The sequence below is a fragment of the Thermosediminibacter litoriperuensis genome (assembly GCF_008124715.1).
GTDB lineage: Bacteria > Bacillota > Thermosediminibacteria > Thermosediminibacterales > Thermosediminibacteraceae > Thermosediminibacter > Thermosediminibacter litoriperuensis.
On sequence record NZ_VNHO01000004.1, the window covers coordinates 22,241 to 40,003 of the forward strand.

14 protein-coding genes, 1 pseudogene and 1 riboswitch are annotated in these 17,763 nt (G+C 48.6%); of the genes and pseudogenes, 1 reads left to right on the plus strand and 14 read right to left on the minus strand.

Going from position 1 to position 17,763, the window contains the following annotated elements:
* Positions 1-97 precede the first annotated feature (97 nt).
* From ribH to ribD, 4 genes are read right to left on the minus strand one after another with little or no spacing between them, the layout of a single operon-like run.
* Positions 98-577, minus strand: a complete 480-nt coding sequence (ribH, locus tag LZ11_RS02240) for a 6,7-dimethyl-8-ribityllumazine synthase (protein ID WP_148866247.1) — start codon at positions 575-577, stop codon at positions 98-100.
* 22 nt (positions 578-599) lie between these two features.
* Positions 600-1,802 carry a bifunctional 3,4-dihydroxy-2-butanone-4-phosphate synthase/GTP cyclohydrolase II gene (locus LZ11_RS02245; protein WP_148866248.1) on the minus strand — a complete coding sequence of 401 codons (1,203 nt, stop codon included), beginning with the start codon at positions 1,800-1,802 and terminating at the stop codon, positions 600-602.
* Between the two features lie 41 nt (positions 1,803-1,843).
* The gene (gene ribE, locus LZ11_RS02250; RefSeq protein WP_148866250.1) at positions 1,844-2,491 is read right to left on the minus strand and encodes a riboflavin synthase; all 648 of its coding nucleotides are present in this window, start codon (positions 2,489-2,491) and stop codon (positions 1,844-1,846) included.
* On the minus strand, positions 2,476-3,597 hold the full coding sequence (ribD, locus tag LZ11_RS02255) for a bifunctional diaminohydroxyphosphoribosylaminopyrimidine deaminase/5-amino-6-(5-phosphoribosylamino)uracil reductase RibD (RefSeq protein ID WP_148866252.1): 1,122 nt from the start codon (positions 3,595-3,597) through the stop codon (positions 2,476-2,478). Before ribD ends, ribE begins: the two co-directional genes overlap by 16 nt.
* A gap of 86 nt (positions 3,598-3,683) precedes the next feature.
* A riboswitch (FMN riboswitch) is annotated at positions 3,684-3,830 on the minus strand.
* Between the two features lie 128 nt (positions 3,831-3,958).
* On the opposite strand from ribD, the gene LZ11_RS02260 reads away from it, so the two are divergent.
* Positions 3,959-4,852, plus strand: coding sequence for a radical SAM protein (locus LZ11_RS02260; protein ID WP_148866254.1), 894 nt, complete (start codon positions 3,959-3,961; stop codon positions 4,850-4,852).
* A 71-nt stretch (positions 4,853-4,923) separates the two neighbouring features.
* Here the strand turns inward: LZ11_RS02260 and LZ11_RS02265 are convergent, their stop codons facing one another.
* From LZ11_RS02265 to LZ11_RS02315, 10 genes and pseudogenes are all read right to left on the minus strand, one after another.
* Positions 4,924-8,475 (minus strand): glycoside hydrolase family 130 protein, encoded by a 3,552-nt coding sequence (locus LZ11_RS02265; RefSeq protein WP_148866256.1) that lies wholly within the window; start codon positions 8,473-8,475, stop codon positions 4,924-4,926.
* Between the two features lie 11 nt (positions 8,476-8,486).
* The gene (locus LZ11_RS02270; protein WP_148866258.1) at positions 8,487-9,512 is read right to left on the minus strand and encodes a hypothetical protein; all 1,026 of its coding nucleotides are present in this window, start codon (positions 9,510-9,512) and stop codon (positions 8,487-8,489) included.
* A complete protein-coding gene (locus LZ11_RS02275) occupies positions 9,505-10,665 on the minus strand; it encodes a glycosyltransferase family 4 protein (protein ID WP_148866260.1) in 1,161 nt (386 codons plus the stop codon). The genes LZ11_RS02270 and LZ11_RS02275 overlap by 8 nt, the downstream gene beginning before the upstream one ends.
* A 334-nt stretch (positions 10,666-10,999) precedes the next feature.
* Positions 11,000-11,745, minus strand: a pseudogene (locus LZ11_RS12970) (MerR family transcriptional regulator).
* Positions 11,746-12,297: 552 nt separating this feature from the next.
* Positions 12,298-13,062, minus strand: a complete 765-nt coding sequence (gene madM / locus LZ11_RS02290) for a malonate transporter subunit MadM (RefSeq protein WP_148866262.1) — start codon at positions 13,060-13,062, stop codon at positions 12,298-12,300.
* 22 nt (positions 13,063-13,084) lie between these two features.
* Positions 13,085-13,459 (minus strand): malonate transporter subunit MadL, encoded by a 375-nt coding sequence (gene madL, locus LZ11_RS02295; protein ID WP_148866264.1) that lies wholly within the window; start codon positions 13,457-13,459, stop codon positions 13,085-13,087.
* 16 nt (positions 13,460-13,475) lie between these two features.
* Positions 13,476-14,660 (minus strand): CaiB/BaiF CoA transferase family protein, encoded by a 1,185-nt coding sequence (locus tag LZ11_RS02300; RefSeq protein WP_148866266.1) that lies wholly within the window; start codon positions 14,658-14,660, stop codon positions 13,476-13,478.
* A gap of 413 nt (positions 14,661-15,073) precedes the next feature.
* Positions 15,074-16,000, minus strand: a complete 927-nt coding sequence (locus LZ11_RS02305) for a transketolase family protein (RefSeq protein WP_148866267.1) — start codon at positions 15,998-16,000, stop codon at positions 15,074-15,076.
* A 52-nt stretch (positions 16,001-16,052) separates the two neighbouring features.
* Positions 16,053-16,880, minus strand: coding sequence for a transketolase (locus tag LZ11_RS02310; RefSeq protein ID WP_148866269.1), 828 nt, complete (start codon positions 16,878-16,880; stop codon positions 16,053-16,055).
* A 30-nt stretch (positions 16,881-16,910) separates the two neighbouring features.
* On the minus strand, positions 16,911-17,762 hold the full coding sequence (locus LZ11_RS02315) for a YitT family protein (RefSeq protein ID WP_148866271.1): 852 nt from the start codon (positions 17,760-17,762) through the stop codon (positions 16,911-16,913).
* Position 17,763 lies beyond the last annotated feature (1 nt).

Genomic DNA, 17,763 nt, shown 5'->3' on the forward strand with positions numbered 1-17,763 from the left:
TCATTAACTATTTTTTACTTCGACACAAATCCCAAAATTCCTTCCCTCCTAGGGCTCATATTCTATGGTAATATATTCCCGTTAATTAAAAAAGCGGCTATTCGCCGCTTTTGGGTAGTAATCTCTTAAGGTTAGCCATCTCTATGGCCGTCAGGGCAGCATCCCATCCCTTATTCCCCGCTTTTGTGCCCGCTCTCTCAATCGCCTGCTCTATGGTATCGGTGGTCAGGACGCCGAAGATGGTGGGCACCCCTGTTTCGAAAGATACCAGGGCTATCCCTTTGGAGACTTCGGCCGCAACATAATCGAAATGAGGTGTTGCACCTCTTATGACGGCGCCCAGGCAGATTACCGCATCGAAGCGCTTACTCTCGGCCAGCATTTTTGCCGTCAGAGGTATCTCGAAGCTCCCCGGCACCCAGTAAATCTCGATGGCCTCATCGAAGGCACCGTGGCGCACCAGGCAGTCGAGAGCCCCTTCCAGCAGTTTGCCGGTAATGAATTCGTTGAAGCGGCCGACGACGATGCCGAATCTCAGGTTTTCCGCTGTCAGTTTAGCCTGGAATATTTTTGGCATTTTCAAATCCTCCTCCTATTCACTATAGCCAGTGACCCAGTTTTTCTTTTTTAGTCTCCAGGTACCTGGCGTTGCTCTCGGTGGCCGGGATTTTTAGCGGCACTCGATCCACTATCTCAAGGCCGTAACCCGAAAGGCCCACCACTTTTTTGGGATTGTTGGTAAGAAGGCGAATCTTCTCAACTCCAAGGTCCCTAAGTATCTGCGCACCTATGCCGTAATCGCGAAGGTCGGGAGGGAACCCCAGCTGCATGTTGGCCTCCACCGTGTCGAATCCCGCATCCTGCAATTCATATGCTCTGATTTTATTGGCAAGCCCAATACCCCTGCCTTCCTGGCGCATATAGAGTATCAGGCCCTTACCCTCCTCCTGGATCAACCTCATAGCTGCCCTCAACTGCGGGCCGCAGTCACAGCGCCGGGAAGAAAAGACATCCCCGGTCAGGCATTCAGAGTGCACGCGCACCAGGGGTACATCGCCCTCCTTTATCTCCCCCTTCATAAGCACCAGGTGGGTCTCGGCAGTCAGGATGTCTTCATAGCATATTAGCTTAAAGTCGCCGTAATCGGTGGGCAACACCGTCCGGGCCACCTGTCGCACCAGCTTTTCTCTCGCCCTGCGGTACCTGATGAGGTCTTCTATCGTAATTATTTTCAACCCCTTTTCTTTCGCAAACCTCATAAGGTCGGGAAGCCTTGCCATGGTGCCGTCGTCCTTCATTATTTCACATATAACGCCAGCGGGATAAAGCCCGGCCAGCCGGGCAAGATCGACGGCCGCTTCGGTGTGTCCAGCCCTGCGCAGCACTCCGCCGTCCCTGGCTATCAGGGGGAATATATGGCCCGGCCGGCGCAGGTCCTGGGGTTTTGTGGACGGATCGATCAACGCCTTTACCGTATCGGCCCTGTCGTAAGCCGATATACCCGTGGAATTTCCTGTGTAATCCACCGAAACCGTAAATGCGGTGCACATATTGTCGGTGTTGTTGCTCACCATCAGGGGCAGATCTAGTTCTTTTGCCCTTTTTTCCGTTATAGGGACGCATATCAAACCGCGGCCGTGAATCGCCATAAAGCTTATGGCTTCCGGCGTTACCTTTTCCGCAGCCATGACCAGGTCTCCTTCGTTTTCTCTGTCCTCGTCGTCGACGACGACTACCATCCTGCCCTGTTTAATGTCCTCAATTGCTTCCTCAACGGTATTAAATTCAAATTCTCGCGCCATCGGTTTTCTCCTTCCTTTTCAGTCTAAAAGTCCGAGACCGGCTAAAAACCGTAAAACTTGAGCATTTCAGCGGTAAGGCCTTTCCCCGAACCGTTCTCCCGCAGGTTGAACAGGTACTCCCTTACGTACTTCCCTATAATATCGGCTTCGAGGTTTACCGTATCTCCCGGCTTTTTATACTGGAGGGCCGTAGCCCTGAGGGTATGGGGTATAATTGAAATCGAAAATCCATGGATTCCCACCCCCTGGACGGTCAGGCTGATGCCGTCTACAGCTACGGAACCCTTAGGGACCACATATTTCATTAGCTCCGGCGACGCACCTATCTCGATCACTACCGCGTTTCCTTCCGGGTAGGATTTCAGAATTTTCCCGACCCCGTCCACGTGGCCCAAAACCATGTGCCCACCGAAACGGCCTCCTGCTTTCAACGCCCTCTCGAGGTTTACGCGTTTGCCCGCCGAAAGTTCGCTCAAGGCTGTGCTTCTGAAGGTTTCCGGCATTATGTCGGCCACAAAGAAATCATTCCCGACTTCCCTGGCGGTCAGGCATACCCCGTTGACCGCAACACTGTCTCCGACCCGGATGTCTTCCAGCACTTTTTTACACGATACGGTGATCATGGCTCCCGAAGAAGACCCGACCAGCTTAGCAACAACTCCTACCTCTTCGATTATCCCGGTAAACATGAGTCTTCCTCCCTTTCCAGGTCCGGATAGACTTCCAGCAGCAGATCGCCGCCTATCGCCTCGGCCGAATGAAATTTAAACCGGGGGGCCTGGCTGAGCCGGCCGATATAAAGTTTGCTGACAGAATCGATCCCCTCCCCGCCTATTACTACAGGAGCCACGAAGACCAGTAGCTTATCCACCAGATTCTTTTTTATTAGAGAAGCGGTAAGGGTTGCCCCTCCTTCGACCAGTACACTGGTTATCCCCATGCCGCCCAGGATCCCCATCAGCCGGGACAGGTCCACCCTGCCTTCGGCTGCGGGGACTTTTATCACTTCCACACCCCTCTCCATCAGAGCGCTCACCCTTTCGCTGTCGGCCCTTTCCGTGGTGGCGAGTATTACCCGCCCGCCCTCGCATTTCAGCATCCGCGCGTCAGGGGGCATCCGGGCCCCGGAATCCACAACTATTCTGACCGGACTTTTCCTTTTACCCGGCAGCCGGCAGGTGAGAAGGGGATCATCAGCCAGCACCGTGCCAACACCCGCCATTACTGCGTCATACCAGCTCCTGAACTCGTGAGCTTTTACCCTGGCGGGTTCCCCGGTAATCCACCTGGATTCGCCCGAGGCCAGGGCAATCTTACCGTCAAGGGACTGGGCTATTTTTGCCGCAACGAAGGGTCTGCCGGTGATGATGTATTTTATGAACACCTCGTTCAATTTCCTGGCCTCTTCTTCGAGCACCCCGACTACCACCTCGACACCGGCTTCTTTCAAGCGCTTTATGCCCTTACCGGCAACCAAAGGGTTAGGATCGGCCATAGCCGCCACAACCCTTTTTACACCGGCCCTTATTATCGCCTCAGCACAGGGAGGTGTTCTGCCGTAATGACAGCAGGGCTCAAGGTTTACGTAGAGCTCCGCCCCCCTCGCCCTTTCGCCCGCCTGGGCTAAAGCCTCTACCTCGGCATGGGGCTCTCCGGCTTTTCTGTGGTAGCCTTCGCCGACTATCTCGCCGTCCCTTACCAGTACGGCACCCACCATGGGGTTTGGACTGGTAGTGCCCCTGCCCTTCTTCGCCAGATCCAGCGCCCGCCTCATGAAGAAAACGTCCCTTTCCATAAACACCTCCGCAATTTTATTCAGCAGTATTATTTTTTACAAAAAAAATACCCTGATGTCCTCAGGGTATTCTGCTAAAATAATTAAACAGTCTTCTCCCATCCAGACTTTACTGTCGGCTCCGGAATTTCACCGGATCTGCCTTGCGGCTCGCGGGCTTAAGGCCTTTCGCCTATCACCGCCGGTCAGGAATTGAAGGCCGAACGCCTTCTCACCTTGCCCCGAAGACTTCGGAATAAATTCCATATTTAATTAACTTAATGATAACATATATATAGGGGGATTGCAATACTTTGAAAAGTTAATAACGACAACCGAAAAAATAAAGACTAAAATTAAAAGTCAAAAGAGGTGTGTTGCCGTGGGTTATCGCGACCTTTCTCCTGAAGAATTATCCCGCCGGGTGGAAAAAGCTCTTGAACTTTTATCAGACTGCGTGGTCTGCGCTCAGGAATGCCACGTAAACCGCCTGAAGGGCGAAAGAGGTTTTTGCCGCACCGGCAGGTATGCAGTTATAAGCAGCTGGGGACCACATTTCGGCGAGGAGGAGGTGCTGGTGGGTAGTCACGGCTCGGGCACCATATTTTTCGCATACTGCAATATGGCCTGCCGGTTCTGCCAGAACTGCGAGATAAGCCATTACGGCGAAGGCAGAGAAATGACGGCCCGGGAGCTAGCCGGTGTGATGCTGGAACTGCAGCAAATCGGGTGCCATAACGTAAACCTGGTCTCCCCCTGCCACTGCGTGCCTCAGATCCTGGAAGCCCTGCAGCTTGCCGTGAAGAACGGCCTTAATATACCCCTCGTCTACAACACGGGCGGTTACGATGCGATTCCAACTCTGAAACTGCTCGACGGAATAGTCGATATATACATGCCCGACATAAAGTTCGGTGACGACGAGACCGGAAGACATTACGCCAGTGCTCCCGGCTATTTCACGGTGGCGAAGCGAGCGGTAAAAGAAATGCACAGGCAGGTGGGAGACCTGATCATCGATGATCGGGGAATAGCGGTGAAAGGCCTGATGGTCAGGCACCTGGTGCTGCCCAATGACCTTGCCCGGACGGAAGAAATTATGAAATTTCTGGCCGAAGAAATTTCTCTTAATACTTTTGTGAATATCATGGACCAGTATTACCCGGCCCATCAAGCCCGACAGTACCCGGTGCTTTCCCGGCGCATTACATCCCAGGAGTACAGGCGGGCCCTGGAAATCGCCAGGACCTTCGGGTTAAAGCACATCTATACTTAATCTGCCCTTTTTATTGCTTGAAATGAAAATATCGCCAACCGGCCGGAGGCGACAGCTCACGACTTATTACATTACATCCTGACATCGGATCTTTTTTTGAGCCGGCGCCTTACCTCTTCCGGTATCAGATCGCCTACTTTACCGGTAGCAACGCAAATGTTTGTATCCGCCGCACCGTAATACACCAGGATCTCGTCGTTCTCATCCAGAATCTCCTTATCTTCTGCGGGTACCGCCCCGCATGTAAACACCACGTTGGGCACCCAGCATTCCCCCTCCCTGCCTAGCTCGCACTCGGTCTCCGGAGAAAGAATCGGGTTGGGGGAACGGTAAAGCACGCGCCCCGGGTCATTTAGATCGGCCAGGATTACTCCCAGCCTGTATACCATCTGATAGTCGACCCCATGGTAAATCAGGAGCCAGCCGTACCTGGTCTTTATGGGCTGGGCTCCAGCTCCTATTTTTAGGGAATCCCACATCATCCCGGAACGGGGCCCGATTATTATCTTATGGCCTTCATGCGGCCACGGGAAAACCAGCTTATCGGAATAGGCGACCCATATACTGGGTTCGATCCGGTGGTATATGACGTAATTGCCCTCTATCTTTTCCGGGAACAAAATAGCGTCCTTATCCCAGAGCCCGGGAAAAGCGAGCCCCCTCCGCTTCCACCGGTCAAAGTTGCGGTTGAGAAAATCCTCCACGGAAATTGACGCGGCGGCTATCTGAGCCACAACGCCATCGTAAGCGGTGTAAAGCATTATAATCTCGTCGTCTATGATCACCACTCTGGGGTCCTCACAGCCCTTTATTTCTTCGTTGGTTCCGGGGACAAATATGGGCCGGTTGAGCCTTTCTATGACGTTGTAGCCGTCGGTAACGGCAAGACCTATCCTGGAGACCTCATCCTGCCCGAAAGCTCTGTATAGCAGATAGACCTTGCCCTTTATCCTGAGGGCGGCGGCGTTGAGCACGTACCTGCTCTCCCACCAGTGTTCCTTGATGGGATTCAAAATCGGGTTTTTTTCGTACCGTTTCAGTATCCCGGCAGGCGGCCAGTCCTCCAGATCCTGGATCACCACTTCTTCCTTGGGAGGCTTTATGCCGAGAAGCACGTTTCTCAGGTCCTGGCTTTCCCTTCCGAGGCTGATGAGCTGAAAGACCTGTTCCATTATTTCCCAGGGGTCGTATCCCATTTCTCTATAAATTTCTTCCAGAAGGTCGTGGTTGAACCAGTCCCTTTCAACGTGCAGCGAGAGAGGGGTGGGCACTCCTTCGCCGCCCTTGAAGCTGAAACTGGCCCAGGTCCATGCAGAACACGGTAGAAAAGTCCCGTCGCGCAGAGTAAGGCTGAGTCCGTAACCCTCAGTCATAGCCATGATCTTTTGCGCTTCTTCCTGCCTTCCCTCTTCGGCGATATTTTTTGCAAACTTCCTGAGCCTTGTCACGAATTCCCGCTGATGCCAGTTTTCGAATATCCGGTGGGCTGAAAACACTTCCTTGCCGTAATGCCGGGTTATGGAGTTCACGAATTTTCGCCCGACTTCTTTTCGCTCTCGGGCATAAGTTTCCCAGATGCGGGAGAAATGCTCGGCTTCGATTATGCTCTTGGCTATCCTGGTAAAATAGCGCAGCTTCGGGTATTTACCCCCTATCCCCTTTCCCAGGTTGACCACCGCTATTCGCGCGGTCAGGCGGTTGTATTTGGAAATATCCCCTACTTTGTTTAAGGTGGGGAACCTTTTCCTGCTTAAAATCAGTGGTAGGAGCTCCACCTCTTCAAAACTGTCGGGACGCAGGTTATCTTGCAGCCATTCATAAAGGCGGTCGAAATACTCCGCGCTCTCGGTAAACTGGGCGAGGGTCAGGATATCCCTGACATCTATGTTGTCCAGGAGTTCCCGCATGTTACGGAAGTTCATCTTGACCAGTAAATTTCTAGGAGGAAACTCGTAGAGCAGCTTTCGCAGGATCTCCCATTTCACGCAAAGTACTTTCCTGTGAGGAAATATCCTGAAAAGTTTTTCGCACATTTCAAGAGTGCCTTCTTCGGTGGTGAGGTCCCCCGGGAAAAGGCTGTCGATGATTTTTTCGAGCTCAGCCATGAAATTTTCAAAGCCGCTGACGATCTTACTCGGGTCCTCTTCTTTTATATTTAGGACATTCGTAACGTAATTTTCAAATGCCGCGCCGTATTTCCTTTGAAGCCTTTTAAAAATCTCGCTGGGGTGAACTTCCCTGCCCCGGTAGCCTCTCAGTTTTTTCGGGAGGACGATGGGAACCCCGGGAATGAACTCCAGATAGTCCAGCGGGGTTATCAGCGGCCTTGTCTCATCGGCCCGGTTTTTCCACCTGGCCCTGAAGCTGCTGCCGTTTTGTATAAAGGCCTGTTCCTGATCTTCGTAAAGACTTTTGGCTTTAGAATAAACAACATCCTTCTCATCAATTCCCGTCTTCTTTAAGGCCGATTCCAGGGCATGTATCTCCCTGACGTATCCGGCAACCCTGCCGTCGTATACACCAGCCAGCGCATCCAGGATATCCTCCCGGGATACGTTGTCCCGGAAGAAATATGCCAGCAGGAACTCGTAGATAACTTTAGCCCATAGCTCGGACGGGAACTCAAAAACGTCTTTTTCGCTGGAGGCGAGTTTCTCCAGGGCCTCGCACAATTCACCGGCCAGTATTCTTCTGAAGAGGCTTTCATAGCGTTCGTAGCTCTCCTTGAAGGATGCGGCATAACTTTCAAAATTGCAGGACACCGGAAGGGGAACTTCCTTTTTTTCCAGTCCAAGCATCTCGAGCTTTTTTACTAGATCCCGGTCTTTTAACCAGAGATCTTCATCTCGCTTTATGCACTCGAAAAGGGCTCTACACACCGCCTTAAAAACCACGTTCCTCTTGTCGAAAAAAGACGGCGGCGACAGCTTCGCACCCAAATTTACCTCGCATATTCTTTTTCCCCAGCGAAGAGCCGTTGTGACGAGCCAGGGGTTTATGCCGTAACCTCCAATGTGTTCCTGACACTGGTCGAACTCCGAGCAGTAATCCTCCACGAGGTCGTGGGATATGGCAAAGATACCGCTCAGGGGGTCGGATATACGAACACCGTACAAAGCTGTGAGGAGGGGCGATACCAGCAGGCCGCCGGTGGTATTTTCAAAGGGGTGACGCCTGAAGTTTGCAATAACCATGTCGTAATCTTCCATCACGGGTTTGTACAGCCTGTCTATAGAGGCTGGTTTAAGCCCCCGATCCTCCTCTTTCTTCAAATCAGCCTCCAGGAGGACAACATCCGATTCCAAAAAACGGGCCACTTCGAAAATGGCCCTTATGCTGAATCCCCTGCCGTTGACCCCCTCGGGCATCAAAAAGACGATGAGATCGTCTTCCTCAAAACGCCCTATAAACTCCAGAGTTTCTTTGCCCGCAGGGTCTCCGGCACACACAATCAGTTTGGAAACCCCGTCAGAATTTAAACTTTCTCTCGCCGTCTGAACCACTTCTTTCAGGGTTTCCTTTTCGTTACAAAACGGGATACCTATTACGACATCTACCTCGTTTTTATCTTCGATAAGTCTTTTTATGTTTTCCAGGGTATCGTAGAAAAGTTTTGATTCCACGCTTTTTCCTCCTAAACCGCCGGAATAGACACCATCTCTTTTCTGCCCTCTATTTCTTTAAGAATCTGATGGGCCAGCAAAAAGGAAACGAGCGCTTCGGCTCCCTGGTTCTGATTAACGCCATCGGGAGTTAAAGCATCGTGACAGCCCTGAGTCTCCCGGTTGATGAGTGGTATTTCGTTTATATTTTTGCCCCAGTACCAATCGTAGGCAACCTTCGCCTTGAGGGCGTATTCTCTTTCTCCCGTCGACAGGAAGGCCTGCAGGCAGGCCAGTATTATGGAAGCCGCGTCCACCGGCTGCTGGTCGTATAACGGCATCTCGCTCTCCTTCTGCCACCATCCCCTGTTGCCCACTATGTTGAGATAACCCTTTTTGAAAAGGGAATCGGTCAGAAATCTCAGGGTATTTCTGGCTACTTCGAGCACTTTCCTGTCGCCGCTGATAGCATAAAAGGCAAAAAGGGAATGGGGAAGGAGGGCATTGCAGTACGTCAGCTTTTCTTCGAACCACCGCCAGGTACTCGTATGGCATTCATCGTATGATTTCACAAGCCTGTAAGCCAGCTTTTTCGCCGCCGGATACAGTCTCGAGTAAATCTTTAAGTTGTTTATAAGGCTAACCAGCCCCAGCAGCACGTATGCTACGGCCCTGGGAGATTGAACGTTCAGTGCCTTTCCCAAACTCTTTCGCAGCATCCTTTGACTTGCCTGCTTTATATCCTCCAAGTCGCTGCCTGCAGCGAAGCTTGCCGCCATAAAGGCGCGGCCAATGCAATCCTCCGAATTAAGTACAGGTAAGAACCGGTCTTCCAGCTTCAGGTTGTTCCATATGCCGCTGTCTTCCTGAGCTTCTTCAAGGAAACCGGCGTATATCCGGGATAATCTTTCCCTTTCCTTTTCTTCCATGTTTATGGCTACTAATAGAGCCCTGGCATTGTCGTCGACGGTATATCCGCTGCTTTTCAGAGGCCGTGATTTATCCGAAAACTGGATTATGCCCGTGGAGTCGGTCATTCTCAGCAAGTGCCTATACATCTTTCACCGCCCTCCTCTTGTAATTGGGCCGCAGGATTTCCTCGATGATTTCCACGTAGCTTTTGGCAACCAGAGGCCACGTCATGGTCTTCCCCAGTTTTGCAGCCTTTTTCTCCAGCTGGCTCTTGAGAAGAGGGTCGTTCAGCACCATTTCTATCAGCCGGGCCAGTTCAGCGGAATCAGCACCGGACGCCACCAGTCCCCTGCCGTTGGCCAGCATTTCCAGCGAGTATTCGTAAGGTGTCGAAACTATGGCTCTGCCGCATCCTATGGCATACGAAAGTGTACCGCTTACTGCCTGGTGCCTGCCGGGGTAAGGCGTCAGGTAAACGTCGGTCATGTAGAGAAAGTCTCCTAGTTCTTCAAGGCTTAAATATTTGTTTGCGAAGCGCACATTTTCATGCAGTTTGAGCGAATCCACCAGTTTTTCCAGTGACTCCCGGTAGACTTCTCCTTCCCGCCTTTTAAGTTTGGGATGGGTCTCGCCCACTACCCAGTAAACTATATTCGGGTACTTTTCCTTCAAATTTGCAACGGCCCTTATGCCCAGTTCTATACCTTTACCCGGCCCTATAAACCCGAAGGTCGTAACCACAGGACGACCGGCTACTCCGTAGGCCTCCTTCAGCTTCTCCCGGGGCTTTTCAGGGAATATGGGAACGCCATGGGGTACTACGTATATTTTGTTCAGCGGGATCCTGTAAACTTCGTGCAGGAGTTCGGCTGACCGCCTCGTCATGCATATTACGGCTGCGGCCTTGCGTCCCAATTTCATCAATATGCTCTTCTGGCCAATCGTGGGCTGAGAAAGCACGGTATGGGTGTTGAGTATAAACGGCTTTTTCAGACGTGCCACGAAGTCGAGGACATAGCTGCCGTCACAGCCGCCAAATATTCCGTATTCGTGCTCCAGAATCACTACATCTGTGAAAGTGGCGTTGACATATTCTGCTGACGCTATAAAATCGTCCTTTTTCTCCTCTTGGAGTTCGAAGGCGACTTCCTGTGGATATGAATACGACGCTTCATTGTCGGTAATGGCCAGGATTTTTACGTTTTGTCCCCACAGGGTAAGATTGTCCCTGAGGTCCTTTGCAAATGATGCTATACCGCATTCCCGAGGCGGATAAGTGGATAATATAGCTAAATTCATAAACATCCCCCGCTTTTTTTATTTGTATAATGAGAGAATAATTTTCACAGGTATATGCTGCGAATTCCAGAAAAATCAGGATCATTCTTATTATACATTCAAACAGACTATATTATCCAACTTAAGGCGTTATAGCATCAATTGCCAAAAATTTTTAATTGGAGTTCATTAAATTCCTACTTTTTCTAAAACGTTGACACGTGAGAAGACCCTTTTGAAAATTAAAACTCTGACGGTAAATCAGAGTTTTAATTCGGCAGTATGTATTTCCAATATTAAAAATATACATTTTTTATATTTTGTCAAGGGCTTTGGGCAGAGGTCCACAGTACTATTATTTTTTGTTTTTATCCGCAAAGACTGCCATGGCATCGCGCATAAATTTCGCTAACCCTTCACCAAATTGTTCGATGTTTTTGGTGAAGCGTTCATCTTCTACGTACATTTGCCCTAATCCTTTGAATGCTTCAAGTGAGTAACAACCAAAGTTGTTGTTCAAAAAGTCATACCATTCTTTAATTGCTGCTTGCGCTTCTTCTGATTCAGGTGAGCCATGGCGAAGGGCTGCGAGTTTTTTATAGATCGAATTCATCGCTTTAGCCACAGCTTCTTGTTCTTTAGATATGCTCCCGATTTTAGCGTTTGCTTTGTCGACAGCTTCATCTCCCCAAAGTTCACGGGCTTCTTGCTCGTATGGATTACGACTGAAATCAAAACCTTCAAATTTCTCTTTGTTTGTCATTTGAATTTCTCCTTTCATATGCTTAATCGTTTTGTCAATAGTAGCAAGCATTTTATCCAGCCGCCTGCGTTTCTCAAGCAACATTTTTCTTTGTAGCACCAACGCCCTATATCGATCAAATGAAGGACTATTGATAATTTCTTTGATTTTCTTTAAAGGGAAGCCAAGTTCTTTGAAAAATAGATCTGTTGTAATTTCTCAAGGTCATCATCGGTGTAAAGGCGATAACCGGATTCACATGTTTTTTCTGGAGTCAATAACCCGATTTCATCATAATAATGCAATGTGCGCACACTAATGCCAACTAAATCTGCAACTTCTTTCACTCTCATCGCCATCGTTTCGGCCTCCCTACCATGCTCATTATAAAACATCACGTAACGTGAGAGTCAACATAAGTTTTGAAAATTATTCCGTTTCTTCCTTTAAGCGCACTTCATTTTTTATCAATTCATTAATCATCTTGTGTAATGGTTCAAAAATTCCATTTTCAGCAATAGTCTTACGTGATTCAAATAATTCCTTATCGTATCTGGTTGCGAGAGAACACTCTACACACAGGCAGAGCCTTTGAACGTATTCAATTATCCGTTCAAAGTTTGGGATCGAAGTCCCAGAAATGCCACAATGAAAATTTTTTTTAGAACATAAAATGGCCGCTTTTATTACAGCCAAAATTAAAGGAAATAAAAGCGGCCAAAGGTGGGTTTTTCCGACCAATGTCCGAGTCTACGCTTACGATATTTCCGCCGGGCCCAAGCACGAGCAAACGAAGATTAAAACCACGGCCAGGTTTGTGAAGGAATTAAAATTTTACATCCATTTTTAATCTCAATTTCTAAAGAATAAAGTTTTATTTTTTACGGCTTCTATGCCAAGATCGTTCAAATTTAACTAAAAATAGCTCTTACAAGTAAGAATCCCAAAGATGGAATAATAAGCGTTCCGAGGCCTGTATAAAAAGTGGCAGTCATTGCGCCATAGGGTACAAGTTTTGGATCAGTGGCAGCAAGCCCACCGGCAACTCCACTGGTTGTGCCAAGAAGACCTCCGTAAACCATAGCTGCTGTAGGATTGTTTAAACCTATTATCGGAGCAATTAGGGGCGTAATTATCATCGTAAGTACCGACTTAACCACTCCAGCCGCTATTGAGAGGGCAATCACTTCTGAACTTGCTCCAAGAGCGCTCCCTGTTACTGGCCCTACTATGAAAGTCACTGCACCGGCACCAATTGTAGTTATATCAACCGGGTTTTGAAAACCTAATATTGCTGCGATTATTGCACCTACTATGAAGGAGAAAAAGACTCCCACGATCAATGATATAACGCCCACCAGACCCGCTTTCTTTAGGTTCTCAAATTTTACTCCATAAGCCGTAGAAATTATAGCGTAGTCCCTCAACATACCGCCTCCCAAGAGGCTTAAACCAGCAAAAAGTTCTATATCGGCAAGGCCTTTTTCCCCTCCGGTATATTTTCCTGCTATATAGGCCAAAATGAGACCAATTATTATAGCAAATGCAGAACCCATCCTTTTCTGACCTATTGCATTTGCAATGTAATATGCCACATGCATTATAAGAGCAACAATACCAAAAGCCCCCACGAGACCGTATGATGTGAACAGTTTTTTTATTATGCTTACTACCATATCGTTTCAGCTCCCTTTTTTATTATTTTGCTACTTTTTTGAGATGCACCGATCTTGAAATAAGAGGTATTAAAAGCATAGAGCCTATCGTCGCAAGGCCTCCTGCAAGAAATGCTACAGCACCACCTTTAAAAGCCGCTAAAACATTTTGGATGGAAGCCATAGCCACAACTATGGGGATATATAGACAACTTACAAACTCTATACCTTTAGCGATCCTTTCCGGGAAAGGTTTTCCTTTGGATTCCATATAATTGCTGATCAATACCAGCAATAGCATTGCCATTCCTACTCCGCCTACATCTCCACTAACACCTAACAATTCTCCCAGCAAGTTTCCTAAGAAAGTTCCGATGAACATACACAGTGAGATTATTCCCATACCATAAATTTCCATACTACTTTCTCTCCTTTTAAATTACTTTATTTACTCTTAAATCTTCTATTTTTTGTTCGGAAAAACCGAGCATATCCTTTAAAATTTCTTCTGTATGCTGCCCTAGAAGTGGCGCGGGTCTTTCAATCTGCCCCGGTGTTTCGGAAAATTTAATAGGTATCCCTGGAACTTTTATTTTTCCTGCCACAGGGTGTTCAAGTTCTACAAGCATCTCCCTAGCTTTTACTTGCGGGTCATTTACCACCCGTTCGATGTTGTTTATTGGGCCACACGGTATGCCAGCTTTTTCTAATATTTCAAGCCACTCATCTGTATTTTTTTCGCTTAAGATCTCATTTAAGATTGGTTCAAGCTCATTCCAATTCTTTGTCCTGTCAGGGTTTGTTCTAAATCTTGTATCGTCTATTAACTCTGGCCTTCCCACTACGTTACAGAATTTGGCCCATAAGCTGTCATTGCCTATTGCTATAATTACAAAGCCATCTTTAGTTTTAAATGAGGAAAAGGGGGTAATAGAAGGATGTCTGTTTCCAATGGGTTCCGGGGACTTACCGGTAACAAAATATCTAGCAATCGCATTTTCGAGTATTGCCACCTGGCAATCCAACATGGCTACATCTACCTTTTGGCCCTTTCCCGTTTTCTCGCGAACATTAAGTGCTGCCAGAATACCTATGGTTGTAAACAATGCTGCGGTAATGTCGCCAATAGATGCGCCCACTCTGGTAGGAGGGCCACCCGGCTGACCAGTAATACTCATAATACCGCCCATTCCCTGCACTATCACATCATAAGCCGGTCTCAGGCTGTATGGACCTGTATGACCAAACCCGGAACAAGCAGCGTAAATGATTCTCGGGTTGATCTCCTTTAATACAACATAACCTATTCCTAATTTTTCCATGGTGCCGGGCCTAAAATTTTCAACAATAACATCTGCTTTTTCAACCATTTTTTTCAATATATTTACGCCTTCCTGTTTCTTAAGGTTTAATGTCATGCTCTTTTTATTTCTGTTAATGCTCATAAAATAAGCGCTTTCATTTTTTATAAAAGGACCAAAACTTCTTGAATCATCGCCAACACCCGGAATTTCAATTTTTATAATCTCAGCACCCAGATCTCCTAAAATCATTGTGGCAAAAGGACCTGCTAATACCCTGGATAAATCGAGTACCTTAATTCCTTCTAATGGTCTCAAATCTGAATTCCTCCTTTACAAAATTATCTAGCTGTCATAAAATTTTTATGCTGCCTATGATAACATTTATGACCATCCAATCCACTTAGGAATAAAGCTGATAACCGCGAAAATTTTATCGTTGCCCTCCCGTATAGGCTGATAGTGATAAAAAAAAGTAACATTGAAAATCGGGATATTTAATTTCAGGCTATGGTTGGAAATTTCCATTTCCTTTTCCTTTATCCCAATTAGCTATGTTTTAACTTACACATCAATTACTAAAAATAAACAAAACTGGGGAAGTTATCCATTTTTTTCATACGGACAACTTCCCCAGTCTCAAAAAGGAAACAAGGACGCGAATGGCCTCTATTCCATGCCTATAGTTTAATTGAATTTTCCAATCCCCGGAGGACCAAGTAATACCGCAGCTACCGCCGCAAGGATCTTGCCGCTTCCGCAATATCCTCCGCCGTCAGGCCGTAGGCTTTCAGGAGTTCTTCGGGTTTGCCCGACTGTCCGAACACGTCGCGGATGCCTATCCTCTTCATGGGCACCGGCTTTTCTTCCACCAGCACCTCGGCCACGGCGCTACCCAGACCGCCGATTATGGAATGCTCTTCGGCGGTGACTATGGCTCCGCATTCGGCTGCCTGCAGAATTATTTCTTTGTCTATTGGCTTTATCGTGTGGATGTTGATGACCATGGCGTTTATACCGCCTTTTGCTAGTATCTCGGCTGCCTTCAGTGCTTCCGCCACCATTATGCCCGTTGCGATCAGGGCTACGTCTTTACCGTCTCTAAGGATGACGCCTTTGCCCGGCTCAAATTTGTAATGCTCGTCGAAGATGGTTTCTACGGGGTGGCGGCCCAGCCTCAGGTATACGGGTCCCTTGTGCAGGGCAGCCGCCCTTACAGCCTGTTTTGCCTCAACGGCGTCGGCCGGGTTGATGATCGTCATGTTGGGCAAAGACCTCATAATGGCTATGTCTTCGATGGATTGGTGGGTGGCTCCGTCTTCGCCGACGGTAATACCGGCATGGGACGCTGCGATCTTTACGTTGAGGTTGGGGTAGCATATGGAGTTTCTTATCTGTTCGAAGGCTCTGCCGGTGGCAAATACGGCAAAGGTGCTGGCAAAGGGAATCTTGCCGCAGGTGGCCAATCCCGCCGCCGTGCCCATGAGGTTTTGTTCGGCTATCCCCATGTTAAAGAAGCGTTCGGGGAATTTCTTCGCAAATACGCTGGTCTTGGTGGATTTTGAAAGGTCCGCATCCAGAACCACTATGTCTTTTATTTCTTCGCCAAGTTCGGCGAGGGCTTCACCGTAAGCTTCACGCGTGGCTATTTTGGGCATTTTTAAACCTCCATTCCTTTAAATATGGTGACGTTTATGGTACGGGCTTTTGTTACTCTCCGAGAGCTTTCAGCGCTTCTTCCGCCTGCTGGCGGGACGGAGCTTTCCCGTGCCAGTCGACCTGGTTTTCCATAAACGGCACTCCCTTACCCTTTACTGTCTTTGCGACTATCACCGTGGGCCTGCCTTTTGTGTTCACGGCTTCTTCGATACCCCGGATTATGTCTTCGAAATCGTGGCCGTCCACGTCGATTACATTCCAGCCGAAGGCTCGGAACTTATCCTGGATTATTTCCGGCGACATTACTTCCGCTATGGGGCCGTCTATCTGCAAACCGTTGTGGTCGACGAAAGCCGTGAGGTTGTCCAATTTGTAATGGGATGCAGCCATAGCCGCCTCCCATACCTGGCCCTCTTGGAGCTCCCCGTCTCCGAGGACGGCGTACACCCTGTAGTCCTTTCCGTCAAGTTTTGCTGCGATGGCCATTCCGTTGGCTGCGGAAAGCCCCTGTCCCAGGGAACCGGTGGTCATGTCTACACCCGGCGTCTTTTTCATGTCAGGATGTCCCTGCAACCTGGAATCGATTTTCCTTAAGGTAAGCAGTTCTTCTACCGGGAAATAGCCTTTTTCAGCCAGGACCGCGTAAAGCGCGGGGGCCGCGTGGCCTTTTGAGAGCACGAGCCTGTCTCTTTCGGGCCAATCGGGATCTTTGGGGTCTACTTTCATCACGTGGAAATATAGGGCTACCAGGATGTCGGTGCAGGATAGTGACCCGCCGGGATGGCCCGAACCGGCTTCTGCGGTCATGTCTATAATGTGCCGCCTCACCTTGCGTGCTACCGCTGTTAGTTCTTCTACTTTTTCTCGGGTTATTGCCATTTTATCATCACCTCTTATAATTCTTTAACTTTATTTATTATTATCCATAAGCGTAAATCCTTCCCCCAGCACTTCGTGCACGTCGTGGACTATTATAAACGCCCTGGGGTCGATATCCCAGATTATCTTTTTCAGTTTTGGAAGCTCTAGACGGGTTACGGCGCACATCACTACATTTCTGTTTTCTCCAGTGTAACCGCCCTTTGCTTCAAAAAGGGTGATGCCCCTGCCCAGGTCTTCCAGTATCCTCTTTTGGATCTCGTCATTCCTGTCGGATATTATGTATACAGCTTTTGCGTAATTTATGCCTTCCTGAACGATGTCTATGACTTTGCTGCTTACGTAAAGGGCTATCCAGGAGTACATCGCCAGTTCCCAGTTGAAGGAGATCCCGTTCAGGGCGATGACAAAAAAGTCTATAAACAGTATGCCCTGACCTATGCTGACCGTTGGCAGAAAATGGTGAATCAGCATAGCGGCCACATCGGAACCGCCGGTGGAAGCCCTGGTCCTGAACACGAGTCCGAGTCCCAGACCCAGGACTATTCCGCCGTAGACGCTGGAAAGCAATAGGTCCCGGGTGAGTACCGGGAAATTCTTCGTTACTTCCGTGAAAACCGAAAGCAGCACGGTGCCCAGTACAGTCTTTGCGCCAAAACCGGAGCCCAGAAAAACTACTCCGGCTATGAAAAGGGGTATGTTGAAGGCGAGCATCGTCCAGCCCACCGGCAGGCCGAAAAGATAATGAAGCACCGTTGCAAGGCCGCTGACGCCTCCGGCAGCTACCTTATTCGGTATTAAGAACATGGTAAGGCCAAGAGAAGCGATGAAACAGCCTACGAATATTTGCATGTAGTCCAGTATATTTGATTTAACCTTCAAG